Consider the following 14049-nt stretch of genomic DNA (forward strand, 5'->3'; position numbering starts at 1 on the left):
AAATCGGAAGGAACATACCTGGTCCCCGTTTCTCGCGGCGTCACGACGGACCCCCCAGCAGGCGATTCACCGGATTCGGTCATGCGATCACACCGTGCTCGGAGGGACTCCATCTGTGCACCGCTTCGGCGGCGCGGGCGCTGAGGGCCTCGAACAGTCGTCCACCCTCCTCCGAATCGGCCCCGGTGGGGTCGCCGAGCACACCGTTGGCAGTGATCGGTGCCAATCCACCGTCGCGAAGTGCCGGGAGCAGCGCGGCGATGTCGGTCACATTTCCCACCTGTGCCTTCGTCATGTCCACCGCCTCGGGCGAAAGGTGCAGTAGCAACGACGTTTCGGTCCGTCCGGCGTGAGCATCTGCTCCTGGTACGGCGCATGGGAACCACACGACATCGCGTCCCTCGTACCGGAGCAGCAGCACTGCGGATCGCACGGTGGGCCCGTTCCCACCGTGCCCGTTGACGAACACCACCCGCTGGGCCCACCGGCAGGCGGAGCGTCCGTACTCCACCAGGAGCGTTTCGAGCGCAGCGGCGCCGATCGAGACGGTGCCGGGAAAACCCTCGTGCTCGCCGCTCGCCCCGTATGCGATGGCGGGAGCCACGACCGCGTCCGGGATGCTGTGGGCGACGGCGTCGGCGATACGGGTGTCGGTGTCGAGGGGAAGGTGCGGTCCGTGTTGTTCGATCGAACCGACCGGCACCACGAGGGTCCTCGAACCGTCGACGTCCGTCCAGTACTGCGCGCCGAGGGGGTCCGTGGCCATGGACGCAGATGCTATCGGATGGAACGGAACCGTCACGCCGCTGAAACACACCGTCGCTAATGTTCGAGTCGTGCCACCCCGCCGTCGGTCCATATTGCTCTCGCAATTGTCGATATCGACTCCCGGTGGACCGCAACCGGCAATTCTACGAGAATTGCGGCGGGTAATTCTCGCCGGCGACGCTCCACCGAATACCCCGATTCCACTCAACGAAGTGGCGGAACTGTTCGGAGTGAGCCGAATTCCGGTGCGAGAATCCCTCAAGACACTGATCGGTGAGGGATTGGTCGATCATCGACCGAATTTGGGCTACACAGTCGCTCAGCTGACCGCCGCCGAACTTCGCGAAATGTACATCGTGCGAGAGGTTCTCGAGACTGCAGCACTTCCGGTCGCGGTCGATCTGGCGACCGACACCGACCGCGAACACCTCATCGAGGTCAACAGGCAACTCGAGGCCTCCCTCGCCCAGGACGACTCGCGGGAATATCACCGCCTCTCACGTGAATTCCACCTGTCGCTGACGCGCCCGTCCCGAATGCACAGGTTGCTGCACATGCTCGAATCCGCCTGGAACATCACCGAACCCGTGCAACCCATGGTGCACGTCGCCGGGTCCGACCGCGCGTCTCTGCACAGCGACCACGCCGACATGCTCACGGCATTCCTGGCCGGCGATTCCGCGGGACTGCTCAGTGCAGCACAGCATCACCACACGCGCCTCAATTCGGTGATTTCGACACTGTCCAACGATCACGGATTGTTTGCCGATCCACCCTCGGAAACGCCCCGCTGAAGATATATCGCTCACGTCACGAGCGCGCAACACTTCGCCGCTAGCTTTTCCTCATTCACTCGTTCATCTCCTTCGTTCGTCTCATACGCCTTGCCGTCAGGAGCATCGATGACAGATACAGCGCACGGTCCCGCTCAAACGGGAGATCTCGTGGAAGCCGCGGGCCACCCCGTCGGCGGTGGACTGATCAAGGACAGCTACGACCCGCGACTGACCAACGAGGATCTCGCTCCGCTGAAGAAGCAGACCTGGACCTCGTACAACCTCTTCGCCTTCTGGATGTCCGATGTGCACTCGGTCGGCGGCTACGTGACCGCGGGCAGTCTGTTCGCGCTCGGTTTGGCCAGTTGGCAGGTGCTGATCGCATTGCTGGTCGGCATCACGATCGTCTACTTCTTCTGCAACCTCGTCGCCAAGCCGAGCCAGGTGTCGGGAGTTCCGTATCCGGTCATCTGTCGCAGCGTGTTCGGTGTGCTCGGTGCCAACATCCCGGCGATCATCCGTGGCTTGATAGCGGTTGCCTGGTACGGCATTCAGACGTTCTTGGCGTCGGCTGCCCTCGACATCGTGTTGATCAAACTGTTCCCGTCTCTGGGTCCGTACGCCGTCACCGCCGATTACGGTTTCGCCGGGCTCTCGTTGCTCGGCTGGGCGAGCTTCCTGTTCCTGTGGGTCGTCCAGGCCGCGGTGTTCTGGCGCGGGATGGAATCCATCCGCAAGTTCATCGACTTCTGCGGCCCTGCCGTCTACGTCGTCATGTTCATGCTGTGCGGTTACCTGATCTGGAAAGCCGGCTGGGGCGCAATCGATCTCACCCTCGGTGACGTCGAGTACACCGGCTTCAGCGCCGTTCCCGTCATGCTGGGAGCCATTGCGCTCGTCGTCTCGTACTTCTCCGGTCCGATGCTCAACTTCGGTGACTTCTCTCGCTACGGAAAGTCCTACGCCGCGGTCAAGAAGGGCAACTTCCTCGGTCTGCCCATCAACTTCCTGGTCTTCTCCATCCTCGTCGTCGTCACCGCATCGCTGACTCTGCCGGTGTTCGGTGAGCTGATCACCGACCCCGTCGAGACGGTCGCCCGCATCGACAGCACCTTCGCCATCGTCCTCGGTGCCCTCACCTTCGCCATCGCGACGGTCGGCATCAACATTGTCGCCAACTTCATCGCTCCGGCATTCGACTTCTCCAACGTCAGCCCGCAACGCATCAGCTGGCGCGCCGGTGGCATGATCGCGGCAGTGGGTTCGGTACTGATCACCCCGTGGAACCTGTACAACAATCCCGAGGTCATCCACCTGACGCTCGAGACACTGGGCGCGTTCATCGGGCCACTGTTCGGAATCCTGATCGCCGATTACTACCTGATCCGTAAGCAGCATGTGGCGGTCGACGAACTCTTCTCGATGTCCAAGACAGGCCTGTACTGGTATTCGAAGGGCTACAACCCGGCGGCGGTGTACGCGACCGTCGCGGGCGCGGCGGTGGCGATGTTCACCGTGCTGTTCAACGGAGCCGTCGACGGGCTGGAGATCGCCGGTATGTCCACCGCTTCCAAGTACAGCTGGTTCATCGGTTGTGGCATCGGATTCGCCTCGTACTACTTCCTCGCGACGCGAACCAAGCTGGCCGTCACCAACTTCGACGCTCCAGTGAAGGCATAGGATCTGTTTCGTGCTCATCAAGGTCATCAACCCGAACACCACCAGTTCGATGACCGCAACGATCGGTGACTGTGCCCGGGCCGTGGTAGGCCCGGGCACGGTCGTCGACGCGGTCAGCCCCTCGATGGGACCCGTTTCGATCGAGAGCCATGTCGACGAAGCCCTCAGCGTCCCCGGCATTCTCGCCGAGATCGCCCGCGGCGAGGCCGCTGGGGCCGACGGTTACGTCATCGCCTGCTTCGGAGATCCCGGCATCGACGCAGCCCGCGAGCTGGCGGCCGGGCCGGTCATCGGCATCGCCGAGGCGGCCATGCACGCCGCGAGCTTCCTGGGCCGAGGATTCAGCGTCGTCACCACCCTCGGACGCACCATCGGGCGTGCCCAGGATCTGGCGAACCACTACGGCTTCGGACGTCACTGCCTCGGCATCCATGCATGCGAACTGCCGGTCCTCGACCTCGAGACCGATCCCTATGCCCGCAAGATCGTCACCGAGGCGTGCCGCGTCGCCGTCGAAACCGACGGCAGCGACGCCGTCGTGCTCGGATGCGCGGGCATGGCCGATCTGTGCCAACACATTTCGGCCGAGATCGGAGTACCGGTGGTCGACGGTGTGGCCGCGGGAACCCTGTTCGTGCAATCCCTCGTCGCCTTGGGCCTGAGCACCGGAAAGCGCGGCGAATTCGCCACGCCGACAGCCAAGCTCTACACCGGAATGCTGGAGGGATTCAGCAGGCCTCCGGCTGACCCGATCCGGTAAGGGTTTCCACCCATCAGCTCTCGCACAACGTGCGGTAGGGAACGCCGGGTAGGTACTGGGCCCATTCGGCTTCGGTTACCGAGGATCCACCGGATTCGCACAAGCGAGTGCGGACGTCCTCCGGCTCGGTCCGCCACATGCGGACATCGCGGGCCGTGCCACCACCGAACAGCACCTGCCCGTCTGCGGCGAACACCGTTGCGTAGACACGCTGGCCGTACGCGGTGAGGGCGGCATACTGCTCGGGCACGGCACGATCACCGACATTCCACAGCCAGACCGTCGAACCGCCGTCGCCTGCGGTCAACCGCGTACCGGACCGATCGAAGGCGAGCGACCAGATCGGATTGGACGGCCCGACGAGTCGAACCACATGCTGCGGTCCGGCAGGATCTGCCATGTCCCACAATCGAATCGAGCGATCAGCACTACCCGCGGCGAGAGTTCGCCCATCCGGGGAAATTGCCACTGCCTGGACTGCACTTCCGAACCCGCCGAGCGTGGTGATCGGACGCGGATCGGTGGGGTCGCCGATATCCCACAACTCGACCACACCGCCGACACTGGCGACGGCGAGCACCGACCCATCACGAGACAGCACCATTGCCGAGGGATAGTTCCCCGCCTCGAAGGTCGACAAAACCCGCGGGGCCGAAGGATCCGCCAGCGACCACAACGACACGTCGTTCGAGTTCTGGCCCGACACGAGGAGCTTGGTCCCAGAACTATCGAACGCCACCACCGCAGTCAGACTGCTCGTTGCCGTTCGAATGGTGCCGAGAGCTACCGGATCGTCGAGATCGGTTGTGTCCCACAGCTGGAATCCACCGGTCGACGTGCCCGCCGCAGCTCGGGTGCCGTCGGCGGTGAGTGCCACCGCACCTGTCTGCTCGAGACCGTCACCGATCAGCAACGGCGGCGACGCCACCGGATTCTCCACATCCGTGACGTCCCAGAGGACCGTGCCGGTGGCGCGGCGACCGGCACCTACCAGCAGGCGGGTGCCCGACGCATCGATGGCGTTCTGAAAGACGGTGTCACCGGCATCGGCGAGGACCGGTCCGGGAATCGGCCAGATCCGGGTGATTCCATCACCGCTCGCAGTCACGATGGACGAGCGATCCGGCGAGAACGCGAGCGAACCGACCGCGATCGGACCGGGAAGCGTCAGCTGCAGCGTTCCCGAGGCCGCATTCCACACCTTCGTCGAGTTGTCCGAACTCGCCGCAGCGATCAGAGCCCCGTCGCGGCTGAACGCCACATCGTTGACGTAGCTGGTGAAGCCCGTCAACGCAGGCAGTGGAGTGAGCCGGCCGGCATCGTCGACGGCCCACCGCAGAACCTCGCGGCCGGTGGTTCCCGCGATCAACGTCGTTCCGTCGGGAGAGAACGCCAACTGTCGCCAGGTGTAGGTCGACCCGTCGGAGGGGACATCGAGCAGCGGAACGGGCTGCGCTGCAGGAAGAACCGCCAGCCGCGTCGCGTCCCACAACCGCATCGCGCGGCCGGCACCGGCCGTCACCAGGAACCTGCCGTTCGGGCTGAACTCCGTTGCCGAGGGCGACCCGGGTTGCGAGAACTCACCGATCGTGCGGGGCGTGGTGGGTTCTGTGACGTCGAGAAGGGGCAACGTCTCGTCCCGGGTGCCGACGATCAGGAACCGGCCGTCGGGCGAGTACGACAGGCTCCGGACACCGGTGACATCCGTGACCGACAACGTCGTCGGCCTCGTCGGATCCGATACGTCCCACAACTCGACGCCGAAGTACCCGCCCACTGCGAGAACTCGACCACGCGGATCGAACGACAGCACAAGTGAATCCCGCGAAACGATCTCACCGAGCCGGGCGTGGCCGTCGGCGAGAGACCACAGTCGTACGCGCCCGTCGGAACCGGCTGTCGCCACGACGCTTCCGCGCGGATCCACCGCGGTCACGGACTCACCCTCGACTCCGCGCAGGCGTACCGGAGTATGGATCGCCGAAGAATCGAGCAGCACCGATCGCGCCTCCGATGTTCGTTCGGTCTCGTACGACGCCAGCGCGAAGAATGCCGCCAGCCCAGGATCCTGCGTTCGCAATTGCCCTGCCACACCGGCGATCTGGCGTGACACGGCCACCGCCTCCGCATGTTCGGCATCGACCCGTCTGGTGTTCGCGTCCGACCGGGCAACGAATGCCGTCACCGCCAGTGTCACTGCGAGTACGGTCAGCAGTGCAAGCGCGGTGACGAGCGTTTCGAGGGTGCGGCGTCGGCGTCGGTCGTTTCGGTTCTGTTCCTCGACTCGATTCGCACTTGCTTCGAGGTAGAGCTTCTCGATGGCATTGAGATCTCGCCGACGCACCGGTCCGACGGATTCCTGTATCAACGACAGCCTCGACTCCGGCAGCAGCGAGCCCTCATCGCGGTCGTTGTTCTCCCACAGATCTGCCGCCTGGGTGAGCCGACGGTGTTCGACCAGCCATTGACGGTCGTCGTCGAGCCACTCACCCAGCCGCTGCCATGCCGTGAGCAACGCCTCGTGGGTGACCTGGACTGTCTCTTCGTCGACGGTCAGCAGTCTGCGCGCGGCGAACCGTTCGACGACCACGTCGACGTCGGTGACCACGTCGGCATCGTCGTCGCCGTGGAACAACTCGACACGATCGACACGGCGACGAGTGACCACGTCGTCGTCGAGATTGACCAGACGCATGAAGATGCGGCGTGCTTCGCGCTGCTGTTCGGAAGTCAAGGTGGAGAACACTTCCTCGGCGCTCTGGCCCACCGCTCCGCCGATGCCACCGGTTGCGAGATAGTCCGCGACGGTCAGCGTTCGGCCGCTGGAGACCTGCCATGTGGTCAGCAGTGCGTGCGAGAGCAATGGCAGGGCACCCGAGTCGTGGGCGAACTGCGATCCACGCGGACCCAACTCGCCGACCAGCACCTGCACCAGAGCATCGTCGACGGTGACACCGGCCTTCGCCGCGGGCGAGACGATCACCTCCCGCACTTGCGATTCGGTGAGGCGGCCGACGACCACCGGATTGTCGGACAGTCCGGCCAGCAGCGCGTCCTCTGTTACGGCGTTCTGGTAGAAGTCGGCCCGTAGACCGACGACGAGGACCGACCCCGAGTCGGTCGACGCCGATGCCGCACGGAGAAAGCTCTCTCGCTCCTGCATCGTCGCCAGCGTCCACAACTCCTCGGCCTGATCCAGAACGACGACCGAACCCGGTGCGAACGACGCTGCTCGCGCGGGGTAAACACGTATGTCGCCGACGCCGGAGAAAATGTCAGAACCAGCGAACACCGGCACCAGGCCGGCGCGAAGCAGCGACGACTTGCCCGAGCCCGATGCACCGACGACAAAAACGATGCCTCCCCCGCCGGCTAGGGCTCCTCGGACGCGCGTGCTCAGACGCTCGATCACATCGTCGCGTCCGAAGAACCACTCCGCATCGGCGGACTCGAACGCTTCCAGGCCCTTGTACGGAGGGTCGCCCTTCACCGGGTCGACCGTGCTCCTGCCCGAGACGGACCGCACCCTCGACACCGCGTCCCACCACAGTGCTCGCTCGTCCTCGTCGTCGACACCGCAGGCGATGAGTACCGCAGAGAACATCTCGGCACTGGCTTTGGTGGGGACGTGGTGACCGGAGAACCAGCCGCTGATCGTGCCGTGCAGCCCACCGGAGCGCTCGACGATATCGCGGACCGTGGCACCTGACCGGATCCTGATCGCCCGCAGCCCCGCCGCGAATTCGGTGCGGTCCGAGATCGACGAGGGATCCGGGCGATCGGAGGTCATGGGCGAAAACTATAAGGCCGGGAAATCAAGTGCATACGCACTCGAACGCCCTCTGAGCAGCAAGAACGGCAAGTTGATTCGTTTGAATGACGCTCGGATCGAGCGCGAAACCATCCGTATTGACCTTGTATGGACTTCCTCGCAGAGCTGGAACCGCGAGGAAATTGCCCCGACGATGAGCGTGTCGGTGAAATCTCCAGGGGGTAACTTCTCGTGCTCGAACACACGTTGGCAACCGCGGTACATCATCGGTTCCGAAGGCCGGTACAGCCGGCATCCGGTGCGTTCCCGACACCTCCCGACCCTCATCGGCGCAAGCCGACACTGAGCGCTCGTGAGATCGAAGTCATGCTCGCCTGGTTCGCCTCCGACTCGAAGACGGTCGCAGCTCGGTCCGTCTTCATCTCGGTGGGCACGATCAACACGCACATCACCCGCATTCGTCAGAAGTACGCGGCAGTAGGACGCAACGCGCCCACGAAGGCTGCCCTCTTCGCACGTGCCCTACAGGACGGTCACACTCAGCTGTCCGACTGGTGACACACCCGTGGCCGTTCCGAAATCAGCTCCTCGGTTCCGTATCCCGGAATCCGATCGGCGGCGGGTATCCCAGCCCGGGGAGCTGATTCGCTCGAGCGAAGCCAGGCGGCACGACGACATCGGACGGTGACAGTTCGTGGACCGACGCGCGGCCGAGGCCGAGTACCGCGGAGTCCAGGCCCCCGCGCAGAATGTCGAGCACGTTCTCCACTCCGGCCTGACCGTTCGCGGCGAGACCCCACAGATACGCCCGCCCGATCAGGACGGCCCGCGCACCGAGAGCGAGTGCCTTCGCAACATCGCTTCCCCGCCGGATACCGCCGTCGAGGGTGATCTCGACCTGATCACCCACTGCCTCTGCGATGGCCGGCAACGTCCGGATCGATGCCGGCGAACCGTCGAGGTTGTTGCCACCGTGATTGGACACCGAAATCGCGGTGACACCTGCGTCCACGGCCCGGAGCCCGTCGTCGACCCGCGAAACACCTTTGAGCATGAACGGTCCATCCCACTGCGCGCGTAGCCAGGCGATGTCATCCCACGACGGCAGCGGGGTGGACATCCACTCCCGATACGCGGCGAAGAACGTCGGCGCTGATTTTCCGGGCTCGGCGAGATTCGGTGCCGTCAGATCCGGGAACGTGCCCGACCGCGCCCACTGCGCCAGCCACCCCGGACGGGCCAACACTTCGGGTGCCAGCCGCAGCATCGCCCGTGCGTCGAGGCGTTCCGGTATCACCGGACTCCCCCAATCGCGCCCCTCCGAGAACGACCAATCCATAGTCAATATCAGCCCGACCGCGCCCGCCGCACGTGCACGATCGAGCATGTGCGCCAACAACTCCCGCGAACCCACCCAATGCAGCTGAAAGAACGTCTGCGGATTCGCCGCGACGACCTCCTCGATGGGCTTGCTCGCGAACAACGACAAACCCATCGGGATACCCCGTGCCGCTGCCGCTCTCGCGACGGCGACCTCACCATCGGGATGCACGGCCTGCACACCCGTCGGGGAGATCATCACCGGAAACGACAGCGACTGCCCCATCAGTGTCGTCGACAGATTGCGCGCGTCCGACAAACCTGCCACGTGCGGGGCGAATCCGAGTTCACCGAACGCAGCGGTGTTGTCCGAGGCGGTGATTCCCTGTTCTGATCCCGCGACCAACGCCGAATACACGGACTTAGGAAGCCGCTTCTTCGCGCGCCGCTGCGCTTCGGCGACAGTCTCGAACCAGTCGGTCACACACCCAGCCTGCGGTCGAACCCGGGCGGCATCACCACATCCGACGGTGACAGGTCGTGCACCGAGGTGTGTCCGAGTCCGAGGACGGCGGAATCGACTCCGCCGCGCAGGATGTCGAGTACGTTCTCCACACCGGCCTGACCGCCGGCCGACAGACCCCACAGATACGCCCGCCCGATCAACACCGCACGCGCACCGAGAGCCAATGCCTTCACCACGTCGCTGCCGCGCCGGATTCCGCCGTCGAGGGTGATCTCGACCTGATCGCCCACGGCTTCGGCGATCGCGGGTAGCGCCCGGATCGGAGCCGGCGTGCCGTCGAGATTGTTGCCACCGTGATTGGACACCGAAATCGCCGTCACTCCTGCGTCGACGGCCTTCTTCGCGTCATCGACCCGCATGACACCCTTGAGCATGAACGGCCCGCCCCACTGCTCCCGCAGCCACGCCACGTCCTCCCAGGTCGGCAACGGAGTACCCATCCACTCGCCGTACGCTCCGAAGAACGTCGGCGCGGGACCGCCGGTCGGTGGCGTGAGGTTCGGGGTCGTCAGGTCGGGGATCTTGCCGGTCTTGGCGAACTCCCACAACCACTTCGGGCGGGTGATGCCCTCCGGTGCGAATTGCACCATTGCCTTGAGGTCCATCTTCTCCGGGATCGACGGCGAACCCCAGTCGCGGCCATTGGAGAACGACCAGTCCAATGTCATGATCAACCCGACCGCACCTGCTGCGCGGGCCCGCTCCATCCGCTGCAGCAGGATCTCGCGCGAGCCCACCCAGTACATTTGGAAGAACGTCTGCGGATTCGCCGCAGCAACCTCCTCGACGGACTTGCTCGCGAACGACGACAAGCCGATCGGAATACCCCGCGCCGCAGCAGCTCTCGCGACAGCGACCTCACCGTCGGGGTGGACCGCCTGCACACCAGTCGGGGAGATCATGACCGGAAACGACAACGGCTGCCCCATCACCGTCGTCGACAGATCCCGCTTGTCAGACAATCCTGCCACGTGCGGGGCGAAGCCGAGTTCGCCGAACGCGGCCATGTTGTCGTCGATCGTCAACCCACGTTCGGACCCGGCTACCAGCGCGGCGTACACGGATTTCGGTAGACGTTTCTTCGCCCGCCGCTGCGCTTCGGCAACGGTCTCGAACCACGCACTCTTGGCCATTACTGTGCTTCCTGTTCCATTCCTGCGAGCGGGTTCTCGTCGCAGATCTTCGCCGGCGGACGCATCATCAACGTGAGCGGCACCGACTTTCGAGGGGTCTTGCGCTGGCCGGTACGAGAATGATCGACACTGGACTTGGGGATCTCGCCCGCCGCTGCCAATGCCAATTCGCCGTTACCGATGACGCATTCGGGATCCGGGCCATCCATGGGGAGACCGGTGAAGAATTTCGCTGCCATACATCCACCGCGGCACGAATCGAAGTGGGCACATTTGGTGCAGGCACCCGAGGTCTGCGGGGAGCGCAACTCCTGGAACAACTCCGAGGTCTGCCAGACGGATTGGAACCCTCCTATACCGTCCTTCGCGTCACGGACTATGTTGCCGGCGAGGAAGTTCTCGTGAATGGCGAACGGGCAGGCGTACACATCACCGATGGGATCGATGAGACACACCACCCGTCCCGCGCCACAGAGGTTGAGCCCGGGCAGAGCGTCACCGAACGCAGACAGGTGGAAGAACGAATCGCCCGTCAACACACCCTCACCGTTGGCGACGAGCCAGTTGTAGAGTTCGCGCTGCTGCCCGGCCGTCGGGTGCAGATCGTCCCAGACATCCGCGCCGCGGCCCGACGGCCGCAACCGGGTGATTCGCAGTGTCGCAGCATATTTGTCGGCCAACGCTTTGAAGTCGTCGAGCTGGCTCACGTTGTGCCGGGTGACGACGACGGAGATCTTCGCGTCCCGGAATCCGGCCTCTTTCAGATTCTCCAGAGCGCGGCACGCCATGTCGAACGAACCTGGTCCGCGGACCGCATCGTTGACCTCCGCGGTCGCGCCATCGATGGAGATCTGCACATCGACGTAGTCCGAGGCCGCCAACCGCGCCGCCACCTTCTTGTCGATCTTGACCCCGTTGGTGGAGAACTTCACCCCCACCTGATGCGCCGTCGCGTAGTCGACGAGCTCCCAGAAATCCGACCGCACCGTCGGCTCACCGCCACCGATATTGACGTAGAACACCTGCATCTTCTGCAACTCGTCGATGATCGACTTGCACTGCTCGGTGCTCAGTTCACGCGGATCACGACGACCCGACGAGGACAGGCAATGCACGCACGACAAATTGCAGGCGTACGTCAATTCCCACGTCAGACAGATGGGTGCGTCGAGACCGAGCTCGAACTGATCGACGAGTTTTCCTACCGGAGCTGGTCTTTCGAGAGTGGAAGTCATGTGGGTCGGTCCTGTCCAGAAAGGTGTCGAGGGTCAATGGTCCTTAGCGGGGCGCGATCATCTTCGAGTCGGCCAACGTCGCGAGTGCCTTCACATACGGAGCCGATCCGGACTCGGTGATCCCTGCGGCCGCGATCGCGGTGCGCATATCGGGATGATCGGGAAGAGACTCGATGATCGCCACGATCGTGCGGTTCTTCAGGAAGGAGAGCTTGCGAGTTCCGAAGTGGTAGAGCAGCGCCCCGAACGACTCGGGACGCAGCGCCACCTGCGGATGCAATGCCCACGGCACATCCACATCGAGTGCGCCCTGCACTGCAGCAGTCATGATCAGTACACGCCGCACATGCCGTCGATCGACACTTCCTCGACCAACGACTCTTCGACCAGATCGGATTCGACGACGGCGGTGTTTACCACAGGGTTCTCGTTGTTCTTCGACATCTGAAACCTCCGAAAGATGTTGGGGACCACAATCGTGATCGACAGTGGCTTGGATCACCACCATAATGGCACTGGGTGCAGAAAAACCAGTAGATCGAAGGGAAATATGGCCAGGAGTGAGAAACCGTCCACTCGGGTAGGTCGGCGCCCGTCCACGACACGGGGCGAACTGAGCGATCTCGGGATCGAACTGTTCGCCTCCCGAGGTTTCGAGGAGACCAGCATCGACGACATAGCCGACGCGGCAGGCATCGCTCGGCGCACGTTCTTCCGCTACTTCCCGTCCAAGAATGCGGTTCCTTGGGGTGACTTCGACGCTCAACTCGCAGCGCTGAGGGGACATCTGAACGGCCTACCCGCGGACATAGAACTCGCCGATGGACTACGGTCGGCCTTGTTGCAGTTCAACACTTTTCCCGAAGAAGAAACCGCGGTTCACCGACAACGGATGTCGTTGATACTGAGCAATCCTGCACTGCAGAGCTATTCGATGGTCATGTACGAGGGTTGGCGAGCCGTCATCGCCGAATACGTTGCCGCACGAACCGCTTCCGATCCGACAGACCACTTTCCGCGAACTGTTGGCTGGATGGTCCTCGGTGTGGCAATCTCGGCATACGAGCAGTGGCTGACCGATGACCGATCGAGTCTGGTCGAGCTACTCACTGCCGGAATCGCACCGTTGCAGTCCGGCTTGACCCCACCGCCTTAGTGCAGACGAATACAGAAGGCTTTCGAGATGACCGAACTGGATGCACTCGCACCGAGTCCCGACGACGTGTGGGGTCACGAGAACGTCGTGGTCCGTCGTATACCCGGACTCGAGTTGGACGCAGCCCGAACAGGATCGACCGTGCAGGTCGGCCATGGCCTGACGTCGGCCGAGATCGGTGAGCGCCTCGTTCCGATCGTGACGGCACAGGCCCGTCATGTAGGTCTGTCCCAGCGGGAGTTCGAATTGGTGCTGGTCGGGATCGTCCGCACCACCGTCGCCGATCCGGTCGAGGCCTGGACGACCTACTACCGCAATTCCCTGGACGAACTGCTCTCCGGCGCTGCCGAATTCGCTCCCATCCATGCGCGCGCCGAGGCTTTGATCGTCGGGTCGGTGCTCGACATGGGTTCGTGCTTCGGCTTCTTTCCGCTGCGACTGGCGAAGAAGGGTCACTCGGTGACTGCGACCGACCTCTCCGCCGGCACCATGCGTCTGCTCGCCACCGTTGCCCCGCATCTCGGGATCACGCTCGACACTGTCGTGTGTGATGCTTCCGATGTTCCAGTCGCAGACAACAGTGTCGATACCGTGACCGCACTGCATCTCCTCGAGCACGTGGACGCCGAAACAGGCACGCGCATAATGAAAGAAGCGCTACGGATCGCGCGCACCCGTGTCGTCGTTGCTGTGCCCTTCGAGACCGAGACCACCGCCTGCCACGGACACATTCGCACGTTCGACGATGCTGCGTTGGTCGAGCTCGGTCGATCGTCCGGTACGCAGTTCGAGACGTCGCAGCACCACGGCGGATGGCTCGTGCTCGACAAGAACTCCGCGCCCCAGTTCGCCTGATCGGACGGCGGGCGTCCACCAGGCCGATAGGAATCAGCCGGGGTGTTCCGCTCGGCGGGCCCGGCAGA

At 63.9% G+C, this 14049-nt stretch carries 13 protein-coding genes; 6 read left to right on the forward strand and 7 right to left on the reverse strand.

Annotated features, from left to right (window positions below; translation table 11 throughout):
* Positions 1-79 precede the first annotated feature (79 nt).
* Positions 80-766, reverse strand: a complete 687-nt coding sequence (gene mftE, locus AABD04_RS16560; protein ID WP_341441829.1) for a mycofactocin biosynthesis peptidyl-dipeptidase MftE — start codon at positions 764-766, stop codon at positions 80-82.
* A 70-nt stretch (positions 767-836) separates the two neighbouring features.
* On the opposite strand from mftE, the gene AABD04_RS16565 reads away from it, so the two are divergent.
* The 3 genes from AABD04_RS16565 to AABD04_RS16575 all read left to right on the forward strand — a co-directional run bounded on the left by AABD04_RS16565 (position 837) and on the right by AABD04_RS16575 (position 3984).
* Positions 837-1562, forward strand: a complete 726-nt coding sequence (locus tag AABD04_RS16565) for a GntR family transcriptional regulator (RefSeq protein WP_243597264.1) — start codon at positions 837-839, stop codon at positions 1560-1562.
* Between the two features lie 108 nt (positions 1563-1670).
* A complete protein-coding gene (locus tag AABD04_RS16570; RefSeq protein ID WP_243608266.1) occupies positions 1671-3224 on the forward strand; it encodes an NCS1 family nucleobase:cation symporter-1 in 1554 nt (517 codons plus the stop codon).
* Positions 3225-3234: 10 nt separating this feature from the next.
* Positions 3235-3984, forward strand: coding sequence for an aspartate/glutamate racemase family protein (locus AABD04_RS16575; RefSeq protein ID WP_341441831.1), 750 nt, complete (start codon positions 3235-3237; stop codon positions 3982-3984).
* A gap of 13 nt (positions 3985-3997) precedes the next feature.
* Here AABD04_RS16575 and AABD04_RS16580 read toward each other — a convergent pair whose 3' ends face one another.
* Complete coding sequence (locus AABD04_RS16580) at positions 3998-7774, reverse strand: WD40 repeat domain-containing protein (protein WP_341441832.1); 3777 nt, start codon at positions 7772-7774, stop codon at positions 3998-4000.
* Positions 7775-7987: 213 nt separating this feature from the next.
* On the opposite strand from AABD04_RS16580, the gene AABD04_RS16585 reads away from it, so the two are divergent.
* Entirely contained in the window at positions 7988-8314 is a 327-nt protein-coding gene (locus AABD04_RS16585; protein WP_341441833.1) for a LuxR C-terminal-related transcriptional regulator, read from the forward strand.
* A 22-nt stretch (positions 8315-8336) separates the two neighbouring features.
* Here the strand turns inward: AABD04_RS16585 and mftD (AABD04_RS16590) are convergent, their stop codons facing one another.
* Genes mftD (AABD04_RS16590) through mftA form a run of 5 tightly spaced genes read right to left on the reverse strand, consistent with a single transcriptional unit; the run spans position 8337 to position 12414 of the window.
* Positions 8337-9560, reverse strand: a complete 1224-nt coding sequence (gene mftD / locus AABD04_RS16590) for a pre-mycofactocin synthase MftD (protein WP_341441835.1) — start codon at positions 9558-9560, stop codon at positions 8337-8339.
* The gene (gene mftD / locus AABD04_RS16595; RefSeq protein ID WP_341441836.1) at positions 9557-10735 is read right to left on the reverse strand and encodes a pre-mycofactocin synthase MftD; all 1179 of its coding nucleotides are present in this window, start codon (positions 10733-10735) and stop codon (positions 9557-9559) included. Before mftD (AABD04_RS16595) ends, mftD (AABD04_RS16590) begins: the two co-directional genes overlap by 4 nt.
* Positions 10735-11970: a mycofactocin radical SAM maturase gene (gene mftC, locus AABD04_RS16600; protein WP_341441837.1), complete on the reverse strand. Its 1236-nt coding sequence runs from the start codon at positions 11968-11970 to the stop codon at positions 10735-10737. Before mftC ends, mftD (AABD04_RS16595) begins: the two co-directional genes overlap by 1 nt.
* 43 nt (positions 11971-12013) lie before the next feature.
* Entirely contained in the window at positions 12014-12298 is a 285-nt protein-coding gene (gene mftB, locus AABD04_RS16605; RefSeq protein WP_341441838.1) for a mycofactocin biosynthesis chaperone MftB, read from the reverse strand.
* 2 nt (positions 12299-12300) lie between these two features.
* Positions 12301-12414 carry a mycofactocin precursor MftA gene (gene mftA / locus AABD04_RS16610; protein ID WP_341441839.1) on the reverse strand — a complete coding sequence of 38 codons (114 nt, stop codon included), beginning with the start codon at positions 12412-12414 and terminating at the stop codon, positions 12301-12303.
* A gap of 106 nt (positions 12415-12520) precedes the next feature.
* Here mftA and mftR point away from each other — a divergent pair, with 106 nt between their 5' ends.
* Both mftR and mftM read left to right on the forward strand, forming a co-directional pair.
* On the forward strand, positions 12521-13126 hold the full coding sequence (gene mftR / locus AABD04_RS16615) for a mycofactocin system transcriptional regulator (RefSeq protein WP_243608270.1): 606 nt from the start codon (positions 12521-12523) through the stop codon (positions 13124-13126).
* Between the two features lie 27 nt (positions 13127-13153).
* Positions 13154-13981 (forward strand): mycofactocin oligosaccharide methyltransferase MftM, encoded by an 828-nt coding sequence (gene mftM, locus AABD04_RS16620; RefSeq protein ID WP_341441840.1) that lies wholly within the window; start codon positions 13154-13156, stop codon positions 13979-13981.
* The last annotated feature ends 68 nt before the right edge of the window (positions 13982-14049 follow it).

The organism is Rhodococcoides navarretei (genome assembly GCF_038069675.1).
Lineage (GTDB): Bacteria > Actinomycetota > Actinomycetes > Mycobacteriales > Mycobacteriaceae > Rhodococcoides > Rhodococcoides navarretei.